This window comes from Lysinibacillus sp. FSL M8-0134 (assembly GCF_038069745.1).
In the GTDB taxonomy this organism is placed as follows: Bacteria; Bacillota; Bacilli; order Bacillales_A; family Planococcaceae; genus Lysinibacillus; species Lysinibacillus irui.
The window spans coordinates 582,455-605,972 of the sequence record NZ_JBBPAJ010000002.1; the positions used below are offsets into that span (position 1 = coordinate 582,455).

The following is a 23,518-nucleotide window of genomic DNA, read 5'->3' on the forward strand; positions in this document are numbered from 1 at the left end:
CTGATTGAGCGAGAGCAGCTGACGCAGTAATACGCCGTGTATTGAAGATCGAACATAGTCTAGTGATGATGGCAAAGAGGTCACACCCGTTCCCATACCGAACACGGAAGTTAAGCTCTTTAGCGCCGATGGTAGTTGGGGGCTTCCCCCTGTGAGAGTAGGACGTCGCTAGGCAATGAAACAGTCAGCTGTGTGCTGGCTGTTTTTTTATAAACTAACGAAATTCATTAATAAATTAAAGAATTTCCTACAAAAAACCTTTAATATATCACTCATTTCCTTCATTTATATAATATTAATGGTAATAAATCTCTTTTATTATAGCTTTTTATTTGGGTGTAACTTTAAAATTTGATATAATTAAAAATCTGAATTGTCTTTCTTTTATAAGTTTCTTGACAGTAGCAGTCCACGTTGTTAATCTTACAATTAATATTCTTTTAACTATAGGAGGAAGTTACGAAAATGTGGGAAACTAAATTTGCCAAAGAAGGTTTAACTTTTGATGATGTATTATTAGTACCAGCTCATTCCGAAGTATTACCGAAAGATGTTGATTTATCAGTTCAATTAACACCGAAAATTAAATTAAACATTCCAATGATTAGTGCAGGTATGGATACAGTTACTGAGTCTAAAATGGCAATTGCTATGGCACGACAAGGCGGTATCGGTATTATCCATAAAAACATGGGGATCGATGAGCAAGCTGAACAAGTAGAAAAAGTAAAACGTTCTGAAAATGGTGTTATAACAAACCCATTCTTCTTAACTCCGACTCATCAAGTTTTCGATGCTGAACATTTAATGGGGAAATACAGAATCTCTGGTGTACCTATTGTTGATAGCATGGAAAACCAAAAATTAGTAGGGATTATTACAAACCGTGATTTACGTTTTATCTCTGACTACTCTTTAAAAATTGAAGATGTAATGACAAAAGAAGATTTAATTACGGCTCCTGTTGGAACGACTTTAGAGGATGCTGAAAAAATTCTTCAACAATATAAAATCGAAAAACTTCCGATTGTAGATGAAGAAGGTAGATTAACTGGACTTATCACAATTAAAGATATCGAGAAAGTAATTGAATTCCCGAATGCTGCTAAGGACATACATGGCCGTTTACTTGTAGGTGCAGCAGTTGGTGTATCAAAAGATACAATGGTACGTATTGAAAAACTTGTAGAAGCACAAGTAGACATTGTAGTAATCGATACTGCTCACGGTCATTCAGAAGGCGTATTACAGACAATTCGCTCAATCCGTGAGACTTATCCAGAATTAGAAATTATCGCTGGTAACGTAGCAACTTCAGAAGGTGCACGTGCATTATTTGAAGCTGGTGCAGACGTTGTGAAGGTTGGTATTGGCCCAGGTTCAATTTGTACTACACGTGTAGTAGCTGGTGTAGGTGTACCACAAATTACAGCAGTTTATGATTGTGCTACAGTAGCTCGTGAGCTTGGTAAAACGATTATTGCAGATGGTGGTATTAAGTACTCTGGTGATATCGTAAAAGCTTTAGCAGCTGGTGGAAATGTGGTAATGCTTGGTTCACTTCTAGCAGGTACTTCTGAATCTCCAGGAGAAACAGAAATTTTCCAAGGACGTCGCTTCAAAGTTTATCGTGGTATGGGTTCTATTGGAGCAATGGAAAAAGGCTCAAAAGACCGTTACTTCCAAGAAGACGCGAAAAAATTAGTGCCTGAAGGTATTGAAGGTCGCCTACCATATAAAGGACCACTAGCAGATACAATTTATCAACTTATTGGTGGCATTCGTGCTGGTATGGGTTATTGTGGAGCACCACATCTTGAGCATTTACGAGAAAAAGCTCAATTTGTTAGAATGACTGGTGCTGGTCTTCGTGAATCCCATCCACATGATGTACAAATTACAAAAGAAGCACCAAACTATTCAATGTAATTTATTACTTGCAACTTTTATGCTTTCGCATCGTCTACAAAGATGGCGCGAGAGCATTTTTTTATGGTAGAGAGTCAACACGTATGTTGTTATCTATGATAAAATGTCGAGGACAAGATTATTTTTTGGAGGGCTTTAGAGGTGAAAAAGAAAACGAACACCGTATTACGCTTACTCCTAATTCCTGTTTTACTAATTAGTATTTTTGCAGGTATTCCTGCACAGGCACATGCGGAAACAGATTTAGGATTAACAGTGGATGCTGCGATTTTAATTGACGCAGACTCAGGGAAAATTTTATATGAACAAAATGCAGATACTTCACTAGGTATTGCAAGTATGACAAAGATGATGACTGAATTCCTGTTATTGGACGCAATTGATGCAGGAACAGTTAAATGGGATCAGGAATATCACGTAACAGATTATACGTATCGTATGTCTCAAAATCGTGCATTAAGTAATGTACCTTTACGTAGAGATGGCACTTATACCATTCGTGAATTATACGAGGCAATGGCAATTTATTCTGCAAATGCGGCAACAGTAGCTATTGCTGAAACGATTGCAGGTTCTGAGACTGAGTTTTTAAAGTTAATGAATAAAAAAGCAGAGGAACTTGGTTTAGAAGGCTATAAATTTGTCAATGCAACGGGCCTTAATAATGCTGATTTATTTGGTATGCACCCATCAGGTACAGGCCCAGAGGATGAAAATGTGATGCCTGCTAAATCTGTAGCAAAATTGGCTTATCATTTATTAAAAGATCATCCAAAGGTTTTAGAGACATCTAAAATTGCAAAAAAGAAGTTCCGTGAAGGTACTGAAGATGAAATTCAAATGTCTAACTGGAACTTTATGTTGCCTGGATTAGTGTATGAATACGAAGGTGTAGATGGATTAAAAACAGGTACAACAAACTTTGCAGGTCATTGTTTCACAGGTACTGCAGAGCGCAATGGTACTCGTTTGATTGCTGTTGTTATGAAGGCTGTTGATGCAAAAGGACAAGGATCTTATGAAGCTCGTTTTGATGCAACAGCAAAATTATTTAACTATGGCTTTTCTCAATTCTCAAAGCAAGAAATTTTACCAGCGAACTATACGTTCAAAGGTCAAAAAACAGTAAAAGTGACAAAAGGTAAAGAAGACAAAGTAGCGATTGCGGTAAAAGAACCCATTTCATTTATGATTAAGTCTTCTGATAAAGATTTATATAAACCGACATTGGTTTTAGATAAAAAAAGTTTAGAGGCAGATGTTAAAAAGGATACTGTTGTAGGTAAGGTTGTTATTGAACGCACAGAAGGCACAGATTACGGCTTTATCGATGGCAAGGATATTTCATCTGATGTTGTCACAACAAAGGCTGTAGAGCGCGCTAGCGGTATCTCATTGTTCTTCCAAGGTGTAGGTAACTTCTTCGGCAATTTATGGGGAGGCATTACTGACTTTGTTGGTGGACTGTTTTAATAATTAAAAATAAGCACATGAATGTACTTAGCATTCATGTGCTTTTTCACATTTTTGAACCGTACAGCATACGCTAATAGGCGAAAGGATGTGGCTAAATGTGTGGCATTACAGGATGGGCTAGCTTTCAAAAGGATTTAAGAACAAGTGATATGATCTTAAAACGAATGACCCAAACATTAAATAAGAGAGGGCCTGATGATGAAAATATTTGGTGTAGTGAGCATATTGCATTTGGCCATCGACGACTAGCTGTTATCGATCTAATTGGTGGTAAACAGCCAATGAAAAAAATACATGATGGGGTAAACTATGTCATTACATATAATGGCGAACTTTATAATACCGAAGAGGTTCGTAAAGAACTTCAAAAAAGAGGGCACAGTTTTACAACACATTCAGATACAGAAGTATTATTAACTGCGTATATTGAATGGAAAGAGAAATGTGTAGATTTTCTAAATGGCATATTTGCCTTTGGTGTATGGGATGAGCAAACACAATCACTGTTTTTATGCAGAGACCGATTAGGTGTGAAGCCATTGTATTATACAGAATTAAAGGAAGGTGTTCTTTTCGCATCTGAAGTGAAAGCATTGTTGGCACACCCAATGGTTCAAGCAAGTGTAAATACTGAAGGATTGGCAAGTATGATGGCTGTGGGGCCCTCAAGAGCACCAGGCAAGACACTTTTTAAAGATATTGAAGAATTAAGACCAGGGTATGCTATGCGTTTTACTAGAGAAGGCTTAAGAAAGTGGCAGTATTGGCAGTTACATAGCCAAAAGCATGAAGAATCATTAGGCGAGACTATTGAGCGCATTCGCTTTTTGTTAACTGATGCAATTGAACGACAGTTGGTTTCGGATGTCCCTATCTGTACATTTCTTTCAGGTGGATTGGATTCTAGTATTATAACCGGTATTGCAGCAAATAGGTTTCAACAACAAAATAAACAATTGCATACCTATTCTATTGATTATGAGGATAATGAACGCTTTTTTAATCCACATACTTTCCAAACATCAACAGATACGTACTGGATTCAAAAAATGACTGACACATTTCAGACGGCACATCACGCAGAGGAAATTACTCAGCAACAATTAATTGATTTCTTAGTTGAATCGGCCATTGTCCGAGATTCACCTGGTATGGCAGATGTAGACTCATCCTTATTATGGTTTTGCCGAGAGATAAAAAGAGATTTTACAGTAGCGTTATCAGGGGAGTGCGCAGATGAGATTTTTGGTGGATACCCTTGGTTTAAAGAAAAGACAACGGGCTTTCCGTGGATTCGATCTTTATCTGAAAGAAATGCATTGCTACAAGAGAAGTGGAATAAAAAATTAAAGATTGAATCCTTTGCACATCAACTATATACGCAAACAATAGCTGAAGTACCGTTGTTGGATGGAGAAAGTTCTGAAGAAGCTAGACATCGCGAAATGTTTTATTTGAATATGACTTGGTTTATGCAGACTTTGCTAGAGCGCAAGGATCGTATGAGTATGGGGGCAAGTTTAGAGGTACGTGTTCCTTTTGCAGATCATCGTCTTGTGGAATATGCTTGGAATATTCCGTGGGAAATGAAGAACTTGGATGGCATAGAAAAGGGTTTACTACGAAAATCGATGGCTCAGTTATTGCCTGATGAGGTGTTGTATCGTAAAAAGAACCCTTATCCTAAAACGTATCACCCAGTTTATACAGAAGGTATTCAAAAGTGGTTAAAAGAAATCCTTCAAAATAAAAATTCGATACTACATGAACTATTTGACAACAAAAAACTTTTAGAATTAATCGACTCTGGAGGAAGCTCATTCAAGATCCCTTGGTATGGGCAACTAATGGCAGGGCCACAGCTTTTAGCGTACCTAGGGCAAATTCATACTTGGTTTGAACATTATCAAATACAATTAATTGAAACGTAATAAAAAATGACTCATCTACTAACTAGATGGGTCATTTTTTTGTATTCCCCAACAATCCATCAATTGTTCAATGGATCGTTCAATTGTATGAACAGGTATCCCACCAAAGCCAAGTAAAAATTGAGCTTGTGAAGATTCACAATGGTCTAGTCTATAATCAGATAAGGGATAAATCCCAATCTCTGATTGAGCAGCAAGCAGTTGCAATTGTTTCTCGGATAATGTGTGTTGAACATCTAATAAAATATGCATTCCGGCTTGCTCACCAGTAATTTTAATCGTTGATGAATACTTTTCTAATATAGAAGTTAGCTTATCATGCTTTTTACGATAAACCTTGCGCATTCGATTGAGATGCTTTGCAAAATGACCGTCACGCATAAAATTTGCCACGATATGTTGGTCGAAACGAGGCACCGTAGAAGAATAATAGTTAAATACATCACTATATGTTGCGAGTAGTTTAGGAGGAAGTACAAAATAAGCTACACGCAAAGAAGGCATTAATGATTTTGTAAAGGTGCTCATGTAAATAACTTTATCATTTCGATCTAAGGCATGTAGTGCAGGAATTGGTTTACCAGCATAACGAAATTCTGAATCATAATCATCTTCAATAATATAGCGAGAGGAACTTTGGGCCGCCCAATTTAAAGCCTGTGCACGTCGTGTCGCAGATAATACCGCGCCAGTAGGGAATTGATGTGACGGCGTAATGTAAACAACATTAGCACTTGTTCTCTCAAGCTCATGAATAATAATTCCCTCTTCATCAACGGCGATGGGTTGAACTTGTCGTTTATACTGTGAAAACATGCGATGCACGGCAGGGTATCCTGGGTTTTCTAAGGCAAAGCAGGTATCATCACTAAAAAGTCTTAAAATCATAGGAAGAAGCTGTTCAGTACCAGAGCCAACAACAATTTGCTCAGGATTACACACTACCCCACGCGATTGATATAAATAATTAGCAATCTCAGTGCGTAAAGAAAGTTCTCCTTGTGGTTCACCTGTTAGTAATAATTCCTTTGAGGTATCGTCAAAAAGCTCTTTCGCATACTTTCTCCACGTTTGGAATGGGAAGGCATCAATATCGATAGAACCAGGATTAAAATCAATTTTGTATGATTTTTTCTTAGGATGCTCTCTGAAAGAGGTTTCAGAGTCCTGCTGAATATAGGGAAGCTCATCAATTTCTTCTACAAAATAGCCAATGCGTGATTTGGACATAATATAACCTTCAGCCAGTAATTGGGCATAGGCAATTTCAATGGTTGTTTGAGAAATATTCAAAAAATCAGCTAATTTCCTTTTTGATGGTAATTTTTCTCCTACAGCTATTTTCTTAGAAATAATGGCCTCCTTTATGCCGTTATAAAGCTGATCATACAGCGGTTTATCACTATTTTTTTCGAGTTGAAATAAAAGCATATCCATGTTTTAAAACCTCCTGACCTTATAATTATTTTGAAAACTGGTTATTTTTATATGGTCAATTTCCATTATACTAAATTTCATCATAAAGGTGGAGGTTAGAAAATGAAACAAATAGGAACAGAGCTAGTAAAACGTGGGATGGCAGAAATGCAGAAGGGTGGCGTCATTATGGATGTCATTAATGCAGAACAGGCCAAAATTGCAGAAGCTGCTGGAGCAGTTGCTGTTATGGCATTAGAGAGAGTACCTTCAGATATTCGCAAAGCAGGTGGTGTTGCACGTATGGCAGATCCTCGCATTGTTGAGGAGGTAATGGAGGCCGTTTCTATTCCTGTTATGGCAAAAGCCCGTATTGGCCATATTGTGGAAGCACGTGTTTTAGAAGCAATGGGTGTAGACTATATTGACGAAAGTGAGGTCCTCACACCAGCCGATGAAGAGTACCATTTATTAAAAAGTGATTATACAGTACCGTTTGTGTGTGGCTGTCGTGATTTAGGAGAAGCAGCACGTCGAATTGGAGAAGGAGCATCCATGTTACGTACAAAGGGCGAACCAGGAACAGGAAATATTGTGGAGGCAGTTCGACATATTCGCAAAGTAAATGGTCAGGTACGTAAAATCGTAGGCATGACAGAGGATGAACTAATGACAGAGGCGAAATTATTAGGAGCTCCTTTCGAATTATTAAGAGACATCAAACGTCTTGGTCGTTTACCAGTAGTAAATTTTGCCGCAGGAGGTGTGGCTACACCAGCCGATGCTGCATTAATGATGGAACTTGGTGCTGATGGCGTTTTCGTTGGTTCTGGTATTTTCAAATCTGAAAACCCGGAAAAATTTGCTCGTGCTATCGTAGAGGCGACTACCCATTATAAAGATTATAAGCTTATTGCAGAAATATCAAAGGAACTTGGCATACCAATGAAAGGTATTGATATTGCACAGCTTGGGCAAAGCGAACGTATGCAGGAGCGAGGTTGGTAGGATGAAACGAATAGGTGTGTTAGCACTACAAGGAGCTATACGTGAGCATGTTAAAATGCTAGAAGCCCTTAACTGTGAAGTCATCCAAGTAAAACATAAGAAAGATTTAATAAACCTCGATGGTCTTGTGTTACCTGGTGGGGAAAGCACAACCATGAGAAAATTGCTTGATCGCTTTGACTTACTAGAGCCGATTCGTGAACTTGCTCAGCAAGGTTTGCCTATGTTTGGGACATGTGCAGGATTAATTTTATTAGCTAGCCATCTAGTGGATGATGAAGCACATTTGGCAGTTATGGATGTTATAGTCGCACGAAACTCATTTGGTCGTCAGGTAGATAGCTTTGAAATACAACTGGATATCCCTAAAATAGGAATAGACATTCCAGCGGTATTTATTCGAGCGCCTCATATTAAAGCAGTTGGTAAAAATGTTGAAATTCTTGCTGAATATGAGGGAAAAATTATCTTAGCGAGAGATAATCATTTATTGGGTTGTGCATTTCATCCAGAATTAACCGGAGATTCAAGAATTCTAGAATATTTTGTATCCTCTATGGTATGACTTGCAAAATTTGTTTTCATATAGTACAGTATGGTTAAAATTTAAATAACTGAACACGATGATGGGAAGTAGTAACAAGCACGTTTTTTTTAGAGAGTCAGCGGTTGGTGGAAGCTGATAAAAGCACTTGTGAATCCGTCCTGGAGTTGCACAGTCGAAGTAATGTAAGTAGGCTGCTGCCGGCTGAAATGCCGTTATGAAATAAGTGGATTAGGCATATGCCTAATCAATTAGGGTGGCAACGCGGGTAGCTCTCGTCCCTTTTTAGGGATGGGGGCTTTTTTGTGTTTATTTTTATTTAAAATCGAACATTTGAATAAACCGCCGGACGAAATTATATCAAGACTTAAAGGATGCAACAATTCCCATCATTAAACTACTGGAGGTATGACTATGTTAGATATTAAACGCGTACGCGATAATTTCGCGGAAATTAAAGAAATGCTATTAACACGTAATGAAGATTTAGGAAACTTAGATGATTTTGAGGGTTTAGATGCAAAGCGTCGTGAGTTAATTGCTAAAACAGAAGAATTAAAAGCAGAACGAAATAAAGTATCTGAACAAATTTCAATTATGAAACGCAACAAGGAAAATGCAGATGAAGTTATTGCTCGTATGCGTCAAGTTGGCGATGAAATTAAAGAGCTAGATGTTCAACTAAATGATGTAGAAGAGCGATTTAAAGATATGATGATGCGCTTGCCAAACATTCCACATGAATCTGTACCAGTAGGCACAACAGAGGATGACAATGTAGAAGAATATACTTGGGGCGAAATTCCAACATTTGATTTTGACATTAAGGCACACTGGGATCTTGCTACTGATTTGAAGATTGTTGACTTTGAACGAGGTGCAAAAGTAACGGGTAGCCGTTTCTTATTCTACCGTGGGCTTGGGGCTCGCTTAGAACGAGCACTTATGACATTTATGATGGATTTACATGCAGAAGAGCATGGCTATGAGGAAATGCTGCCACCTGTCATTGTTAATCGCGATAGCTTAACGGGTACAGGACAGTTACCTAAGTTTGAGGAAGATGTATTTAAATTAGAGGAAACAGATTATTTCATGATTCCAACAGCAGAGGTACCAGTTACAAACTTCTACCGTGATGAAATTTTACCTGCTGAAGCTTTACCCCAAGGTTTTGCTGCATACAGTGCATGCTTCCGTTCAGAGGCAGGCTCTGCGGGTCGTGATACACGTGGTTTAATCCGTCAGCACCAATTCAACAAAGTAGAATTAGTACGCTTTGTAAAACCAGAGGAGTCATATGAGCAATTAGAGCTGTTAACAGGTCATGCTGAAAAAGTACTGCAATTACTAGGCTTACCGTATCGTAAACTAAAAATGTGTACTGCTGATTTAGGATTTACTGCAGCGAAGAAATATGATTTGGAAGTTTGGATCCCAGCACAAAACATGTACCGTGAAATTTCTTCTTGCTCTAACTTTGAGGATTTCCAAGCACGACGAGCAAATATCCGCTTCCGTCGTGAGCCAAATGCAAAACCAGAATATGTTCACACATTAAACGGTTCAGGTCTTGCGATTGGACGTACAGTTGCAGCTATTTTAGAAAACTACCAACAAGCAGATGGAAGCGTAGTAATTCCTGAAGTTTTAAGACCATACATGGGTGGTAAAGAAGTAATTGCGCCTAATTAAATAACATGTAAAAGCTATTTTAGACGATCCTTTAAACAGGTAAATCTAAAATAGCTTTTTTGATGTCCAAAATTGAAATCTCTCATAATTTTTGAAAATTCGTTATACTGGGTAATATTCATGGATTTACACCATTTCGCACATGCCTTAAGTGAATTTGATAATGTTCACAGATGATAAAGGCTGTGCAATTTTTTATGATTTAGCAGATTTAAATATATTATTGGCAATCGGCTTAACACCAGATGAATTTTTACAGTACTGTGACTGATAATTATCAAAATTTATCATCTGAAACAAGTACCATATTTAAAGTGATGCAAACAGGACAACCAATTTTAAATTACGAACAACAATTAACGACTCTAAATGGTTTTAGTTATCTATCATTAAGCTCAACCTATCCTATTATAGAGCAAGGCAGAACCTTTGGCGCAATTGAATTTTCAAAGCATTTTTATGAAAGTAAGCAAATAAAATACTTAGATAATTTCCTGGGACATAAGCTATACCGAGATAATTATACAACCTATCGTCTAGACGATTTTATAACGACCAATGCAGATGAAGGCCCAACTAGAAAAGGCTCGTCGTAGTGCTAAGAAAAACGCTCCGATATTGCTGACAGGGGAAACAGGGTCAGGGAAAGATATTGTCGTTCAGGGTATTCATAATGAAAGCGAGCGCTTTACAAAGCCTCGTTTATTACATTGAACTGTTCGACATTAGCAGAGGATAATATTTTTACACAGCTTTATGGCTCAGAAAATGAAGAGATAAGTGGTAAGTTACAGGAGGCAAACGGTGGTACTTTGCTTGCCATTCCCTTAAATATAAAAAAGAAGGTGTCTCATTAGGAGGCACCTTCTTTAGTTTCTGGCTCCATCTTTCTCGGTGATTTCAGCAATTCTTGCCTTTTTCGCAGCTTTTTTACGCTCTCGTAAAGCTTTAAAAAAGTCAGTTAAAATTTTCCCGCACTCTTCAGCTAAAACACCTTCTGTTACATCACATTCATGATTAAAACGTTCATCATTTAATAAACGATAAAGGGAATCGACACAGCCAGCCTTTTGGTCTCTTGCACCATAAACAACACGGGGCACTCGAGATTGTAGAATAGCTCCTGCACACATAGGGCAAGGCTCTAATGTAACATAAAGCGTTGTATCTTCGAGACGCCAACTACCTATTTTTTTGCAGGCTTCTTGAATAACCAACAGCTCAGCATGGGTAGTCGCATTTTGTGTTGTTTCTCTTAAATTATGGGCACGTGCAATAACAATTCCCTTATAAACAAGTACTGCGCCAATCGGAACTTCTCCAAGTGAAGCAGCCAGATGTGCTTCCTCTAATGCTTGCTTCATAAAAAAGCGATCTGTTTCAAAAATATCCACTCATATCTCTCCTTAATAGTAGTGTAGCGTGCTGGATTGGTAATTGCTACTTTTAGCGTTGACATTCCTAATATAACCATATATATTTATATATGAACACATGCTCATATATAAATATTGAAGGGTAGGGTAAACTTTTATGGATGATAAATTAACAAGTTTAGAAGCACAGAAAAACGCTGATCAGCATTTAGATGAAGAAACACTATTTGTAGTATCTCAAACCTTTAAGGCATTAAGTGATCCAACTCGCATTCGAATTTTAAACTTACTATGCAAAGATGAACATTCTGTAAATGATATTGCGGAAATTTTAGATTTAGGGCAATCAACCGTTTCTCATCAATTACGCTTTCTAAAAAATTTACGGTTAGTGAAGTTTAGAAGAGAAGGAACAACACTGTATTATTCCAAGGACGACGATCACATTATGAATTTATTAAAGCAGGCAATTGAGCATGCAGCCCATAACTAAATGATGGGAGGAATAAAAATGGGACATCATCACGATCACGCTCATGATCATACTCATGGCGCAAATAAAAAAGTATTATTACTGTCATTTATTATTATTACAGGGTATATGATAGTTGAAGCGATTGGTGGCTTTTTAACAAATAGTTTGGCTCTATTATCAGACGCAGGGCATATGTTAAGTGACTCTATTTCTTTGGGCATTGCCATGTTAGCTTTTACGTTTGGAGAAAAAGCTGCTAGTTATAGTAAGACCTATGGTTATAAACGATTTGAAATATTAGCTGCAGTGCTGAATGGCATTACACTAATAGGTATAGCATTATTTATTTTTTACGAAGCGATTGAACGCTTTGCTAATCCTCCTGAAGTAGCTACTACAGGAATGCTTGTTATTAGCACAATTGGTTTGTTAATTAACATTTTAGTAGCATGGATTATGATGCGAGGTAGTGATACAAAGGATAATTTAAATATGCGTGGCGCTTTTTTACATGTGCTTAGTGATATGCTAGGGTCTGTAGGGGCTATTGTAGCGGCGCTATTGATTATGTTTTTTGGTTGGGGATGGGCAGATCCACTTGCAAGCGTTATTGTTGCTTTATTGGTAGTAAGAAGTGGCTACTATGTCACTAAAGCTGCCATTCATGTTTTAATGGAGGGAACACCTTCAAATGTAGATGTTCAGGAAATTATTCAGTTAATTGAACAAACTGAAGGAGTAGAGAGTATCCACGATTTACACATCTGGACAATTACTAGTGGAACAAATGCATTGTCCTGTCATGCAGTCGTTAATGATCAATTAAAAATAGCTGATAGTGAGCATATATTACGAAAAATTGAACATAATCTTGAGCATAAGGGCATTAAGCATGTAACGATTCAATTAGAAACAGCATCACATCAACATGAAAGTTCAATTTTATGCCAATTGAAAAATGACCATGAACATCATCATGAATAAAAAAAAAATTTGTAGCTTGCATACCCTTCGTGGGTATAGTATGATTGAAGTGAAATAGGAGGTGTAGTGAATGGAAGACATAGTAAATAAAGATGCTTGTCATACAGAGGAAACTACGTCTTGTCGAAAAAGTCATCATCCTGAGCGTGTAAAAAAGGATTTAACGACTCGATTAAACCGTATTGAAGGTCAAATTCGGGGCATAAAGGGAATGATTGAAAAAGACGTTTACTGTGATGATATTATTACGCAACTGTCTGCCACACAGTCAGCTTTAAATAGTGTAGCGAAAATATTATTAGAAGGGCATTTAAAGGGTTGTGTTGTAGATCGTCTATCAGAGGGCGATGAAGCAGTATTAGATGAATTAGTAGTAACGATTCAAAAGTTAATGAAAAAATAGATGTTTAAACTATTATTTAAAAGGAGAGATTTATTATGCAAAATGTAACGTTAAATGTACAAGGAATGTCATGTGGTCACTGTGTAAATGCAGTGGAAAAAAGTGTTGGTGCTTTAGCTGGTGTAGAACAAGTAAAAGTTAATTTAGCAGAAGGTTTAGTGGATGTTGCTTTTGATGAAGTACAAGTGTCACTTGACCAAATTAAAGAAACAATTGATGATCAAGGCTACGACGTAAAATAGTAGTATCAATAGAGTGCTCCTGTAGCACTCTCTTATTTTCAAATTTATATACCCCTGGTTGGTATAAGGAGAGGTGAAAGGTAAATGAGTTCTGATATAAAAGAGGCGAATTTGCAAATTACAGGTATGACATGTGCAGCCTGTGCCACTCGGATAGAAAAAGGTTTAAATAAAATGGATGGTGTAGAACAAGCAACGGTTAATTTAGCACTTGAAAAATCGTCTATTAAGTACGATCCAGCAAAGTTGAGTGAAGAAGATTTTGAAAAGAAAATAGAAGCACTTGGTTATGGTGTTGTTAAACAAAAAGCTGAACTTGAAATTACAGGGATGACGTGTGCAGCCTGTGCCACTCGCATTGAAAAAGGGTTAAATAAGCTAAGCGGTATCTCTTCTGCCAATGTAAACTTAGCACTTGAAAAGGCAATGATTGAGTTTAATCCATCAGAAGTATCCATCACAGATATCATTGTGAAGGTAGAGAAGCTAGGCTATGGGGCTCATCAAAAAGAAGAAGAGGCAGAAACGGTGGACCATCGAGAAAAAGCCATTAAACAGCAACAACGCAAATTTATTCTGTCGGCTATTCTTTCATTACCACTGCTTTGGACGATGGTTGGACATTTTTCCTTTACATCGTTTTTATATGTACCAGAATTTCTTATGAATCCTTGGGTTCAAATGGTGTTAGCAACACCAGTACAATTTATTATAGGTAAGCAATTTTATGTAGGAGCCTACAAAGCTTTACGTAACGGTAGTGCAAATATGGATGTACTTGTCGTCATGGGGACATCTGCTGCGTATTTCTATAGTGTCTATCAAGCAATCGTAACGATAGGGTCTCACCATGGCCCCCATCTTTATTTTGAAACGAGTGCGGTTTTAATTACATTAATTTTATTAGGGAAATTATTTGAGGCCAAAGCAAAGGGGCGTTCTTCTGAAGCCATAAAAAAACTGATGGGACTTCAAGCTAAAACGGCTGTGGTTGTACGTGACGGTGTAGAAAAAGAGGTTCCTTTAGAAGAAGTTATCATTGGCGATGTTATTCTAGTAAAACCAGGGGAGAAAATTCCTGTCGATGGAGAGGTACTAGAGGGATCAACAGCTGTTGATGAATCAATGCTTACAGGTGAAAGTCTGCCAGTTGATAAAAAACAGGGCGATCAATTATTTGGGTCCACTATTAATAAAAATGGTTTTATTAAAATGACAGCAACTAAGGTTGGTCGTGATACAGCGTTAGCACAAATCATTAAAGTGGTTGAAGATGCTCAAGGATCAAAAGCACCCATTCAACGCTTAGCAGACCAAATATCAGGGGTTTTTGTACCAATCGTTGTCGGTATTGCATTGGTAACATTTTTAGTTTGGATTATTTGGGTCCGCCCAGGAGAATTTACACCCGCTTTAGAGGTTTTAATTGCAGTTCTTGTCATTGCTTGTCCTTGTGCTCTTGGATTAGCAACGCCAACGTCTATCATGGCAGGTTCAGGTCGTGCAGCTGAATTTGGTATTTTATTTAAGGGTGGAGAACATTTAGAGCAAACGCAAAGTATTGATACAGTTGTTGTAGATAAAACAGGTACAGTGACACATGGTAAACCAGAGCTAACGGATGTTCTATTAGCTCCAGCACAAGATGAAGGACGCTTTTTATCATTAATTGGGGCAGCTGAGAAACAGTCAGAGCATCCACTTGCTGAAGCCATAGTACATGGTATAGAGGAACGTGGTATAGCATTAGGTGAAGTCCAATTTTTCGAAGCAATCCCAGGTTATGGTGTGCAGGCGACTGTCGCAGGTCAGGGTGTTGTCATTGGAACACGTAAATTAATGCAGCAATATGGTATTCAAATTGATGATATTTTACCAACAATGGAGCAACTTGAGCGAAACGGTAAAACAGCAATGCTAGCTGCTATCAATGGTCAATATGCAGGTTTAGTAGCTGTCGCTGATACAGTTAAAGATACGTCAAAAGAAGCCATACATCGACTTCAGGATATGGGTATTACGGTCATTATGATGACGGGTGACAATGAACGTACAGCTCAAGCAATAGGCTCAGAGGTAGGAGTAAATCATGTCATTGCTGAAGTCTTACCAGAAGGCAAGGCAGATGAGGTGAAAAAGCTACAAGCTCAAGGGAAAAAAGTAGCAATGGTGGGTGATGGCATTAATGATGCGCCTGCGCTGGCAACTGCCAATATCGGAATGGCCATTGGTACAGGAACTGATGTGGCGATGGAAGCGGCAGACATTACACTTATTCGTGGCGACTTAAATAGTATCGCAGATGCCATTCTGATGAGTCGCAAAACAATGCGTAATATCAAACAAAATCTATTTTGGGCTTTTGCATACAATACGTTAGGTATTCCTATTGCTGCAATTGGTCTACTTGCTCCATGGGTAGCTGGTGCTGCGATGGCTTTCAGCTCGGTATCGGTAGTATTAAATGCATTACGATTACAGCGAGTAAAATTATAAAGTATGAAAGGCATTGAGAAGTATATTCTCGATGTCTTTTTTATTTATTTGGAGGAGAAATTTCACTTTTAAATTTACTAGAATAATAGGTTGATTCTGTTTTTCATTTTCCCACTATGATACAATGAACGGTACTGATTCATTTAATAAATGAGGTGTCAGCGAGCGGGGCACGATGATAGAATCCATAGAATAAAAGGAGGAACTTCTAGTGACGGTTCCATTTGTTACGGTAGAAGGTCCGATTGGTGTTGGTAAAACCTCTTTATCGAAAGAGATAGCAGCAACATTAAATTACCATCTATTAAAAGAAATTGTAGACGAAAACCCTTTTTTAAATAAATTTTATGAAAACATAGAGGAATGGAGTTTCCAAACCGAAATGTTCTTTCTTTGTAATCGTTATAAACAATTAACTGATATAAAAAAGTTTCGATTAGCAGAAGCCAAACCTGTTGTAGCAGACTACCATATTTTTAAAAATTTAATATTTGCCAAGCGAACATTGGCACCAACTGAGTATGAGAAATACGAGGAAATATATGGGATTTTAACAAAAGATATGCCTGTTCCAAATGTAGTGGTTTATTTACAAGCTAGCGTCGAAACATTAATGAAGCGTATCGCAATGCGTGGTCGAGAATTTGAAAAGATGATTTCACGTGATTATATGGAGCAGCTTGTGGCTGATTATCATTCGTTTATCGAGCATTTTGAGGAAATGCATCCTGAAATTCCAGTTATTCGATTTAATGGGGATCAGCTTGATTTTGTCAAAAATCCACATGATTTAAATTACGTTTTAAAGATAATTAAAGACACGTTACAACAAAGGAGTTTGCAATAATGAATTTAAGAGAGAAGTACGATATTCCGCCTCAAACCGTTATCACGATTGCTGGTACAGTGGGTGTAGGAAAATCAACGATGACAAAGGCGTTAGCAGAAGCACTAAATTTTCGTACATCATTTGAAAAAGTAGATACAAATCCATATCTTGATAAATTTTATGAGGACTTTGAAAAATGGAGCTTTCATTTACAAGTTTACTTTTTAGCAGAGCGTTTTAAAGAACAGAAGCGTATTTTTGAATATGGTGGAGGATTTATACAAGATCGATCCATTTATGAGGATACTGGCATTTTTGCTAAGATGCATTTTGATAAAGGGACAATGAGCCCAACTGATTATGAAACGTATACGAATCTGTTTGATGCTATGGTGATGACACCATATTTCCCACATCCCGATTTGCTTGTCTATCTTGAGGGACCAATTGATGCAGTTATTGGACGTATTCAAGAACGTGGACGAGCAATGGAGCAACAAACACCAAATGATTATTGGATAGAAATGCATGAACGCTATGAAAACTGGATTAATAATTTTAACTCCTGTCCAGTTCTACGTTTAGATATTAATGATTATGATTTATTAAAAAATCCTGATGCCATTGAATCAATTGTGAGCCGTATCAGTCATATGCTAAAACAAACAAGCCATTTACGAAAATAGAATTATAATAAATGACCAAAAAACGTGAGACAATATGTAGCTGATTGTTTCACGTTTTTTGAATAGGAGGGATTATTATAAGAATTGCAGTGTATTGTGGATCCGGTTTAGGGAAAAGTCCCATTTTTGCTGAAAAGGCCTCTGAGCTAGGTACTTCACTAGCGAAAAACGGCCATGGTGTTGTCTATGGTGGTTCTAAAACAGGATTAATGGGTAAGGTTGCAGATGCTGTTTTAGCAGCGGGTGGAGAAGTAATTGGTGTGATGCCAACTCACTTACAGAAGCGAGAATTGGCTCATGCCTCATTGACAGAGATTCATTTTGTAGATTCAATGCATATTCGTAAAGCAAAAATGGCAGAGTTGGCTGATGCATTTATCGCTCTTCCTGGGGGTGCAGGTACTTTAGATGAATACTTTGAGGTATTTACCTGGGCACAAATTGGACTTCATGCCAAGCCTGTCATTTTATATAATGTCCATGGATTTTATGATGCCCTCTTACAGCATTTCAAAATCATGTTGGAGGAAGGTTTTATACGTGCTGAACAAAAAGAACTTTTTTGCGTAGCTACTTCTTCGGAAGAGATATTGAGCTTATTAAAAAAACATGGGTGAAACATTACCCATGTTTTTTACCGAATATAAAAGTAAAATAAATTATTATAAGTAAAAAAATAGTAAAAGGGGTATTGTTTATGCACAGTGTAGAAGCTCAAGTAACCGATGATTTAGTAGTTCAAGCCATTGAACGTAATATTGCAATTATCCGTTTTGATATGGATCGAAAAGTAGCCTATGTAAATGAGCTATTCGCTCAAACGCTAGGCTATACAGTACAAGAGATGCTAGGAAAGCATCATAAAGAATTTTGTCTCCCCGATTTCAGTAATAGTATGGAGTATGATAAGTTTTGGCGCAATTTAACAGCAGGAAACAGTTATCAGGATAAAATTGAGAGAATGGATGCGAATGGCAATATCATTTGGCTTGAGGCAACATATATGCCGGTTTTTGCAAACAATACAAGACAAGTAATTGGTGTCTCTAAAATTGCGACCAATATTACTGAGCGTCAAAATGAAATAGTAAATGTAGCAGACAAATTGAAAGGCATGTCTAAAGAGCTTTATCATCGTTCTGAGACAGGTATTCAAAATAGCCAAGACTTACTAAAAACAATTAAAGCGGTTTCACAAGAGTCTAATGAAAATGTTAGTAACCTCGTGAAGCTTCAAAAACAAGCAGATTCTATTAAAGGGATTGTGAAGACTATTCAAGAGATTGCCTCACAAACAAACTTATTAGCTTTAAATGCAGCTATTGAAGCAGCTAGAGCAGGAGAATATGGTAGAGGTTTTGATGTCGTGGCCAAAGAGGTACGAAAGCTTTCAGTTAGGGTTGAGCAGTCCATTTCACAAGTGAAGGAGAATGTTGAGGGGATAGAACGGGAAATCGGACAAGTGACAGATAGTATTACAAGAATTGCTGAAAAAGTAGATAAGACGAATCAACAAATTACCGTCACGACAAATGATTTTAATGAAATTGCATCTGCTGCTGAAGCATTAGATGAGCAATCAAAGCAGTTTATCGAAATCATTTAATAGTATCATTCATAAGAAAATATGGGCTTAACAAAAGTTTCCTTTAGTATCCGAGAAATATTGAAATAGTATATGGTTCTTATTTACAATAATAGGTGTAAGGCTTTCATCAATCATAATAATAGGGGTGTTATGTATGACAAAAGTGGAAGTAAGTTTTCAGCATCTACCAACGACAGCTATATCTGATGCGACAGGCGGGCATACCAATTTGCGAAGTGAAATTAAACCACTAGCCGATCATTTTAAAATAGCTGGACGAGCAGTAACTGTACGTTTACCAGATGGTGAGAATGGTGCAGTATTGGAAGCGATCAGAGCGGCCAATGAAGGGGATATCTTAGTAATTGATGCAAAAGGAAATACTAATCGAGCTGTAGCGGGCGATTTCGTTATTTCCTTAGCAAAGGGACTGGGCGTCCAAGGTTTTGTGGTGGATGGAGTGATCCGTGATATAGCAGCGATTCGAGAGTTGGATTTCCCTATTTTCGCTTTAGGTACAACAGTAGCAGCTGGCAACAAAAATGGTGGTGGCCAAGTAAATATTCCAATTGCCGTTGGAGGAGTAACCGTTCATCCTGGTGATTATATTATTGGGGATGTAGATGGCGTTATTGTCGTACCAATGGAAGATGCAGAAAGAATAGTAGCAGCCGCAGAGTCCAAACTTGAAAAAGATGCGGCACGTGCACAGGAGGCACATGCAAACGGAAAAGAATCGATCATTGCCTATTTAGATAAAGTGCTTGGAAAGTAAAAAAACCCTCACGATGCCATCCAACATCGTGAGAGTTTTTTTAAATTACGCTAAATTTTCATTATCTTTAAAGTAATTTTTCATCTTTTCGCGATCGAAACGGCCTTCCCATTTAGCCATAACTAATGATGCTAATGAGTTACCAATTACGTTCACAACAGTACGTCCCATATCAAGAATACGGTCAATACCAGCAATAAATGCTAGTCCTTCAAGTGGAATGCCGACAGTACCTAAAGTTGCTAGAAGTACTACGAATGATACGCCTGGAACACCTGCAATCCCTTTAGAAGTAACCATCAATACAAGCATTAACGTAATTTGTTCACCAATGCTTAGGTGAATACCGTACATTTGCGCAATAAATAATGCTGCAATCGCTTGGTATAGCGTGGATCCATCTAAGTTAAAGGAGTAACCTGTTGGAATAACAAAGGATACGATATCCTTTGGAGCACCCAATTTCTCCATTTTTAACATAATACGTGGTAATACAGCTTCAGAACTTGCTGTTGAAAAGGCTAAAATTAACTCATCTTTTAATACTTTAATTAAGTAGAAGATGCTGATTCCTGCAAATTTTGCTACAAGTCCAAGAACGACAAAGATAAAGAATAGCATCGTTGCATAAACAAGGATAGCTAATTTAGCAAGTGGTACCAGTGAAGCGAATCCATATTTGGAAACGGTTACACCAATTAAACCAAATACCCCAATTGGAGCAAATTTCATTACGAGGTTAGTTACCCAGAACATAGCGTCTGCTACCCCTTGGAAGAAGTCTAAGACTGGTTTTCCTCGTTCTCCAACTGCAGCAACCCCTAAACCAAAAATAACTGAGAAGAAAATAATCGCAAGCATATTACCTTCAGCCATAGACTGGATAATATTTGTTGGGACAATCCCTACAATAATATCAAATGGTCCCTCATGCTGTACTTCTTCAGTAGTTGTTACATATTTCGAAATATCCCCCTGAGATAGTTCACTCATGTTAATACCTGTACCAGGATGGAATAAGTTTGCGGAAAGTAATCCAACTACGATTGCTACTGTCGTAATAATCTCAAAGTAAATAATGGATTTCCCGCCTAATCGCCCAAGCTGTTTCATGTCTCCAGTACCAGCTACACCAACGATTAATGTAGAAATAATAATCGGTACAACAATCATCTTAATAAGATGTAAAAAGATATCCCCTAATGGTTGTAAATATGTCTCAATCTTGGGGTTCCCGTAAAAGATACCACCAATAATGATCCCTAAAATCAAACCGATTAAAATTTGAGCGGCTAGACTGATTTTAAATTTCTTCTTCAAACCCTTTGTACCCCCTAATATTAAATTTTTAGGACACGCCTTACTTTAATAATACGGAGGACTTATGGAATCCGACAAAATCCGAGAAAATTAATTTACTTTTGTTAAAATGTCTGAATATAACACTTGAATAAACTTCTTAATATTGACTTTTGCTTTACGATTATCATGGTCTTCAATCTGTGTCATGAGTTGACGAATTTCTTTAAAATCGAAGTAGCGCGGGGCATAGTATTCAAATTCGGAGTTAGTGTAATCAACAACACCTAAATTAGCGAGATTAATCATGGCAGCTAGTATTGTTCTACGCACACGCTGTTCTATAGCTTTACTTTCCTTCAAAATTTCATCAGGTGTAGCCTTTGTAACAGCGGCAATTTCCTCATAAAGCTCCTTTAATGGAGGAAGTGGTGCAATCTTATGCTGATGAGCAAGTAATGTTTCAATAATAGCTATAATATCTTCGCTACCAATTTCACCGACAATTCCCATATCGTTTAATATGGATTGAATATGGTCTCGGGATGTTGCTTTATTTGCCTTTTGTTCACTTAATTCAATATTAGTAAGTGATTGGCGTATAACTAACAGAGAATTTTTTAGTCGAAATTGTTCAGTAGTTTTTTTCAAAACATTTTCTACTTCTATTCGGTTAATTGGTTTATGAATGAAGAAATCGATTCCTTGTTCATAAGCCTCACCGACCATTTCCTTATTCACAACTTGTGAAATCATGATAAATTGCCCCTCGAAGCGATTTTGAATAAGGTGTTCGACTGTTGCTATTCCATCAAGTTTTGGCATCAGTAAATCAATCAGCACAAACTCTGGCTGAGTCATTAAAATTTGTGGTATGGCATCCTCACCATTACGAGCCTCACCAATAACTGTACCTAACCCACTATCTTCAATAATTTGTTTTAACATAACACGACTTGCACGATCATCGTCTACAATAAAATACCTCATTTAAGTCTCTCCCGTTTGAATAGTTTGCGTAGGAATTGTGATTTTAAACGTTGTGTATTGATTGTTTGATTCAACGGATATTGAGCCTTTTAATTTTTCTATTAGTTCAGCAACATGTGAAAGCCCAATGCCAGTTGCTGCTACACCATCATCATTATATTTCGTGGTGTATCCAGGTTCAAAGATAATAGATAAATCTTGTTGAGAAATTCCTTTTCCATTATCACATACTGTTATTACAGTATTATCCTCTTGGCGTTGAATAGCAATAGATATGATACCTTGTCCTTCGATAGCTTCAACTGCATTAGCAGATAAATTATTTAAAAGAGCAAGTAATGCAATATGTTCCTTTGTTTGAAAATCAAAGTCTATTGTTGTTTTGAATTGTATACTCTTACCAAGTAATTCAGCATACTTACTATTGCCTTCTTCAATATAATGTAATAATTCAGATAATACAAAAGGGCCGAAGTTCCTTTCGCCAACAATTTTAGAAATACCAGCATAAATACGCTGTGAATCCTTTTTCACTTCATGGATTTCCTGGGCAATATGAAGCGCTTGCAAACTTTCCGCTCGATAACCTTTAATTTTTAACTGTCGGTATAACTCAAATCCACTAGCTGTTATCGTTTCAATATGATTCATGGACTTTTTTAAATACAGGGTCTCTACATAGAGGTCGGATCCAATATTGAGCATTTCTTGTACACGCTTTTTTTGTTCTGCTATCAAAATAGAGCTATACACACCGACTACAAAAAAACTACGTAATAATGCGACCGCTAAAAGAATCAGGAGGTCATGAAGAAATAAAAAAGTATAGGTTTGTACAAAAAAGCGGAAAATTTGCTCTGCTAAATTACTAATGACCTCACTAAAGGCGACGAGTAAACCAAGCTTTAATGGTTTTTCTCTGTATTGTTGGATATCTAAAATTTGTAGGCATACTGCAAACAATACATAAAATAAAGCCGCTGGTAAATGGTTAAATATACTCTCTGAAATAGCAACATCATGTAATGAGGAAGTAAAAACACGGAAAAAGGTTGTCACTATACTTGTAGCAACACCAGCTAAAATAATGGGTGTAGGTTTAATTAATGTACATAAAAAGAATATGATGGTTCCTAAACCAAAACGGAAAGATGTATTAGCAAAAGGCATAATTTTAATCTCACTACCAATTGCAGTCATGACAGCAATAAGGAAAATCCAAGTAAGGGAAGCGCGCGTCATAAATAATTTCGATTGCATTGTAACTACCTCCCATCATTCATATAATAAAAAATACCACAACCGAGGCGGAAGTGGTATCTAACAAGTAATACATACAATTTTGGCAAAAAAAAAACGGCTACATTCGTAGTCGG

At 37.3% G+C, this 23,518-nt stretch carries 23 protein-coding genes, 1 rRNA gene and 1 other annotated feature; of the genes, 19 read left to right on the forward strand and 5 right to left on the reverse strand.

Going from position 1 to position 23,518, the window contains the following annotated elements; genetic code table 11:
* Positions 1-58 precede the first annotated feature (58 nt).
* From rrf to asnB, 4 genes are all read left to right on the forward strand, one after another.
* A 5S ribosomal RNA gene (gene rrf, locus MKY49_RS22805) occupies positions 59-174 on the forward strand.
* Positions 175-465: 291 nt separating this feature from the next.
* Positions 466-1,929, forward strand: coding sequence for an IMP dehydrogenase (gene guaB / locus MKY49_RS22810; protein ID WP_274795114.1), 1,464 nt, complete (start codon positions 466-468; stop codon positions 1,927-1,929).
* Positions 1,930-2,070: 141 nt separating this feature from the next.
* Entirely contained in the window at positions 2,071-3,402 is a 1,332-nt protein-coding gene (locus MKY49_RS22815) for a D-alanyl-D-alanine carboxypeptidase family protein (RefSeq protein WP_274795115.1), read from the forward strand.
* A 98-nt stretch (positions 3,403-3,500) separates the two neighbouring features.
* Positions 3,501-5,336 carry an asparagine synthase (glutamine-hydrolyzing) gene (gene asnB, locus MKY49_RS22820; protein ID WP_341387119.1) on the forward strand — a complete coding sequence of 612 codons (1,836 nt, stop codon included), beginning with the start codon at positions 3,501-3,503 and terminating at the stop codon, positions 5,334-5,336.
* 18 nt (positions 5,337-5,354) lie between these two features.
* On the opposite strand, the gene pdxR is transcribed toward asnB, so the two are convergent.
* On the reverse strand, positions 5,355-6,773 hold the full coding sequence (gene pdxR / locus MKY49_RS22825) for a MocR-like pyridoxine biosynthesis transcription factor PdxR (RefSeq protein ID WP_312507634.1): 1,419 nt from the start codon (positions 6,771-6,773) through the stop codon (positions 5,355-5,357).
* A 102-nt stretch (positions 6,774-6,875) separates the two neighbouring features.
* Here pdxR and pdxS point away from each other — a divergent pair, with 102 nt between their 5' ends.
* The 5 genes from pdxS (at position 6,876) to MKY49_RS22850 (ending at position 10,713) form a co-directional block, all read left to right on the forward strand.
* Entirely contained in the window at positions 6,876-7,760 is an 885-nt protein-coding gene (gene pdxS, locus MKY49_RS22830; RefSeq protein ID WP_274795118.1) for a pyridoxal 5'-phosphate synthase lyase subunit PdxS, read from the forward strand.
* Position 7,761: 1 nt separating this feature from the next.
* Positions 7,762-8,325, forward strand: coding sequence for a pyridoxal 5'-phosphate synthase glutaminase subunit PdxT (pdxT, locus tag MKY49_RS22835; RefSeq protein ID WP_274795119.1), 564 nt, complete (start codon positions 7,762-7,764; stop codon positions 8,323-8,325).
* Between the two features lie 49 nt (positions 8,326-8,374).
* Positions 8,375-8,590 (forward strand) — a binding site (T-box leader).
* A 128-nt stretch (positions 8,591-8,718) separates the two neighbouring features.
* Entirely contained in the window at positions 8,719-9,999 is a 1,281-nt protein-coding gene (serS, locus tag MKY49_RS22840; RefSeq protein WP_274795120.1) for a serine--tRNA ligase, read from the forward strand.
* Between the two features lie 263 nt (positions 10,000-10,262).
* Complete coding sequence (locus tag MKY49_RS22845) at positions 10,263-10,595, forward strand: hypothetical protein (RefSeq protein ID WP_341387120.1); 333 nt, start codon at positions 10,263-10,265, stop codon at positions 10,593-10,595.
* Positions 10,564-10,713, forward strand: a complete 150-nt coding sequence (locus MKY49_RS22850; RefSeq protein ID WP_322823683.1) for a sigma 54-interacting transcriptional regulator — start codon at positions 10,564-10,566, stop codon at positions 10,711-10,713. Before MKY49_RS22845 ends, MKY49_RS22850 begins: the two co-directional genes overlap by 32 nt.
* Positions 10,714-10,868: 155 nt before the next feature.
* On the opposite strand, the gene tadA is transcribed toward MKY49_RS22850, so the two are convergent.
* Positions 10,869-11,393 (reverse strand): tRNA adenosine(34) deaminase TadA, encoded by a 525-nt coding sequence (tadA, locus tag MKY49_RS22855; protein ID WP_322605804.1) that lies wholly within the window; start codon positions 11,391-11,393, stop codon positions 10,869-10,871.
* A 139-nt stretch (positions 11,394-11,532) separates the two neighbouring features.
* On the opposite strand from tadA, the gene MKY49_RS22860 reads away from it, so the two are divergent.
* From MKY49_RS22860 to MKY49_RS22905, 10 genes are all read left to right on the forward strand, one after another.
* On the forward strand, positions 11,533-11,868 hold the full coding sequence (locus MKY49_RS22860; RefSeq protein WP_312507633.1) for an ArsR/SmtB family transcription factor: 336 nt from the start codon (positions 11,533-11,535) through the stop codon (positions 11,866-11,868).
* A gap of 18 nt (positions 11,869-11,886) precedes the next feature.
* Positions 11,887-12,834: a cation diffusion facilitator family transporter gene (locus MKY49_RS22865; protein ID WP_322605802.1), complete on the forward strand. Its 948-nt coding sequence runs from the start codon at positions 11,887-11,889 to the stop codon at positions 12,832-12,834.
* 70 nt (positions 12,835-12,904) lie between these two features.
* Positions 12,905-13,237 carry a metal-sensitive transcriptional regulator gene (locus tag MKY49_RS22870; protein WP_312507631.1) on the forward strand — a complete coding sequence of 111 codons (333 nt, stop codon included), beginning with the start codon at positions 12,905-12,907 and terminating at the stop codon, positions 13,235-13,237.
* 35 nt (positions 13,238-13,272) lie between these two features.
* Entirely contained in the window at positions 13,273-13,479 is a 207-nt protein-coding gene (copZ, locus tag MKY49_RS22875) for a copper chaperone CopZ (RefSeq protein WP_341387122.1), read from the forward strand.
* Positions 13,480-13,563: 84 nt separating this feature from the next.
* Positions 13,564-15,975: a heavy metal translocating P-type ATPase gene (locus MKY49_RS22880; protein ID WP_312507629.1), complete on the forward strand. Its 2,412-nt coding sequence runs from the start codon at positions 13,564-13,566 to the stop codon at positions 15,973-15,975.
* Positions 15,976-16,186: 211 nt separating this feature from the next.
* Positions 16,187-16,822 (forward strand): deoxynucleoside kinase, encoded by a 636-nt coding sequence (locus MKY49_RS22885; RefSeq protein WP_274795129.1) that lies wholly within the window; start codon positions 16,187-16,189, stop codon positions 16,820-16,822.
* Positions 16,822-17,490, forward strand: coding sequence for a deoxynucleoside kinase (locus MKY49_RS22890; RefSeq protein WP_274795130.1), 669 nt, complete (start codon positions 16,822-16,824; stop codon positions 17,488-17,490). Before MKY49_RS22885 ends, MKY49_RS22890 begins: the two co-directional genes overlap by 1 nt.
* 89 nt (positions 17,491-17,579) lie before the next feature.
* Positions 17,580-18,107 (forward strand): LOG family protein, encoded by a 528-nt coding sequence (locus MKY49_RS22895; protein ID WP_274795131.1) that lies wholly within the window; start codon positions 17,580-17,582, stop codon positions 18,105-18,107.
* An 80-nt stretch (positions 18,108-18,187) separates the two neighbouring features.
* A complete protein-coding gene (locus tag MKY49_RS22900; protein ID WP_322605800.1) occupies positions 18,188-19,096 on the forward strand; it encodes a methyl-accepting chemotaxis protein in 909 nt (302 codons plus the stop codon).
* A gap of 136 nt (positions 19,097-19,232) precedes the next feature.
* Positions 19,233-19,853 carry an RraA family protein gene (locus MKY49_RS22905; RefSeq protein WP_274795133.1) on the forward strand — a complete coding sequence of 207 codons (621 nt, stop codon included), beginning with the start codon at positions 19,233-19,235 and terminating at the stop codon, positions 19,851-19,853.
* A 45-nt stretch (positions 19,854-19,898) separates the two neighbouring features.
* Here MKY49_RS22905 and MKY49_RS22910 read toward each other — a convergent pair whose 3' ends face one another.
* The 3 genes from MKY49_RS22910 to MKY49_RS22920 all read right to left on the reverse strand — a co-directional run bounded on the left by MKY49_RS22910 (position 19,899) and on the right by MKY49_RS22920 (position 23,402).
* Positions 19,899-21,173, reverse strand: coding sequence for a cation:dicarboxylate symporter family transporter (locus MKY49_RS22910; RefSeq protein ID WP_312507626.1), 1,275 nt, complete (start codon positions 21,171-21,173; stop codon positions 19,899-19,901).
* A gap of 90 nt (positions 21,174-21,263) precedes the next feature.
* Complete coding sequence (locus MKY49_RS22915; RefSeq protein WP_274795135.1) at positions 21,264-22,142, reverse strand: response regulator; 879 nt, start codon at positions 22,140-22,142, stop codon at positions 21,264-21,266.
* Positions 22,143-23,402 (reverse strand): sensor histidine kinase, encoded by a 1,260-nt coding sequence (locus tag MKY49_RS22920; RefSeq protein WP_274795136.1) that lies wholly within the window; start codon positions 23,400-23,402, stop codon positions 22,143-22,145. It abuts the gene before it with no gap.
* Positions 23,403-23,518: the final 116 nt, after the last annotated feature.